At 65.0% G+C, this 1038-nt stretch carries 1 protein-coding gene; it reads left to right on the forward strand.

From position 1 onward, the window contains the following. Positions 1 to 1038: IS5 family transposase (locus KUG41_RS15395; RefSeq protein WP_216905061.1), on the forward strand; the 1038-nt coding region annotated here is incomplete at both ends.

Genomic DNA, 1038 nt, shown 5'->3' on the forward strand with positions numbered 1-1038 from the left:
CGTCACGTAAGGCGGCTGGCCGACCAAGCGCTGGATCGGCTGAATCCATCCTTCTGCAAGCTCTACCCCGAGGCTGGCCGTCCCTCGATCCCGCCGGAGCAACTCCTGCTGGCCCTGTTGCTGCAGGCGATCTACGGCATCCGCTCGGAGCGGATGCTGATCGAGCAGCTGGACTACAACCTGCTGTTCCGCTGGTTCGTCGGCCTCAATCCCGACGACCCCGTCTGGCACCCGACCACGTTCACCAAGAACCGTGACCGGCTGCTCAATGAGGAGCTGATGGCCCGATTCCTGGAACTGCTGATGGCTGCGCCGGAGGTCAAGCCGCTGCTGAGCTCGGAGCACTTCTCGGTGGATGGCACCCTGCTGCGGGCCTGGGCCTCCCACAGCTCGCTGGAGCGGATCGACGGAATCGACGACGATCCTTCTCCCCCCAGTAGCGGCCATGGGTTTGGCTCCACTCCTGCCCAGGGCAAGAAGAGGGCCAAAGGAGATTTCCGTGGTCTTCTGCTCTCCAACCAGACCCACCGCTCCAGCAGTGATGGCGAGGCGCGGCTGTTCCGCAAGTCGAACAGCACCGGGGCCTACCTCAGCTACCTGGGCCACTGCCTCATGGAGAACCGCCACGGCCTGGTGGTGGCCAGTGAGGTGACCCCGGCGGACGGCTATGGCGAGCGGTCGGCGGCGGTGCGGATGGCGCGTTCGCTTGCGGGTGCTCACCGGAAGACGCTGGCCGCCGACAAGGGCTACGACACCAAGGACTTTGTGGCCGACATCCGCTTTGCCGGCATCACGCCGCATGTGGCGCAGAACATTCAGGCCCGCCGTCGCTCCGCCATCGACGGACGAACCGTTCGCCATCAGGGCTACGGCAAGTCAATCAACGCCAGGAAGCGGATCGAGCAGGTATTTGGCTGGATCAAACAGGCCGCCGGACTGCGGCAACTCAAGGCCAGAGGACGATCCCGGGTGGGAGCGGTATTCCGGTTGCACGTGGTGGCCTACAACCTGATCCGCCTGGCCAATCTGCTCAGCCCC

Origin of the sequence: Synechococcus sp. CCY 9618 (assembly GCF_019038415.1) — a bacterium.
GTDB lineage: Bacteria > Cyanobacteriota > Cyanobacteriia > PCC-6307 > Cyanobiaceae > Cyanobium.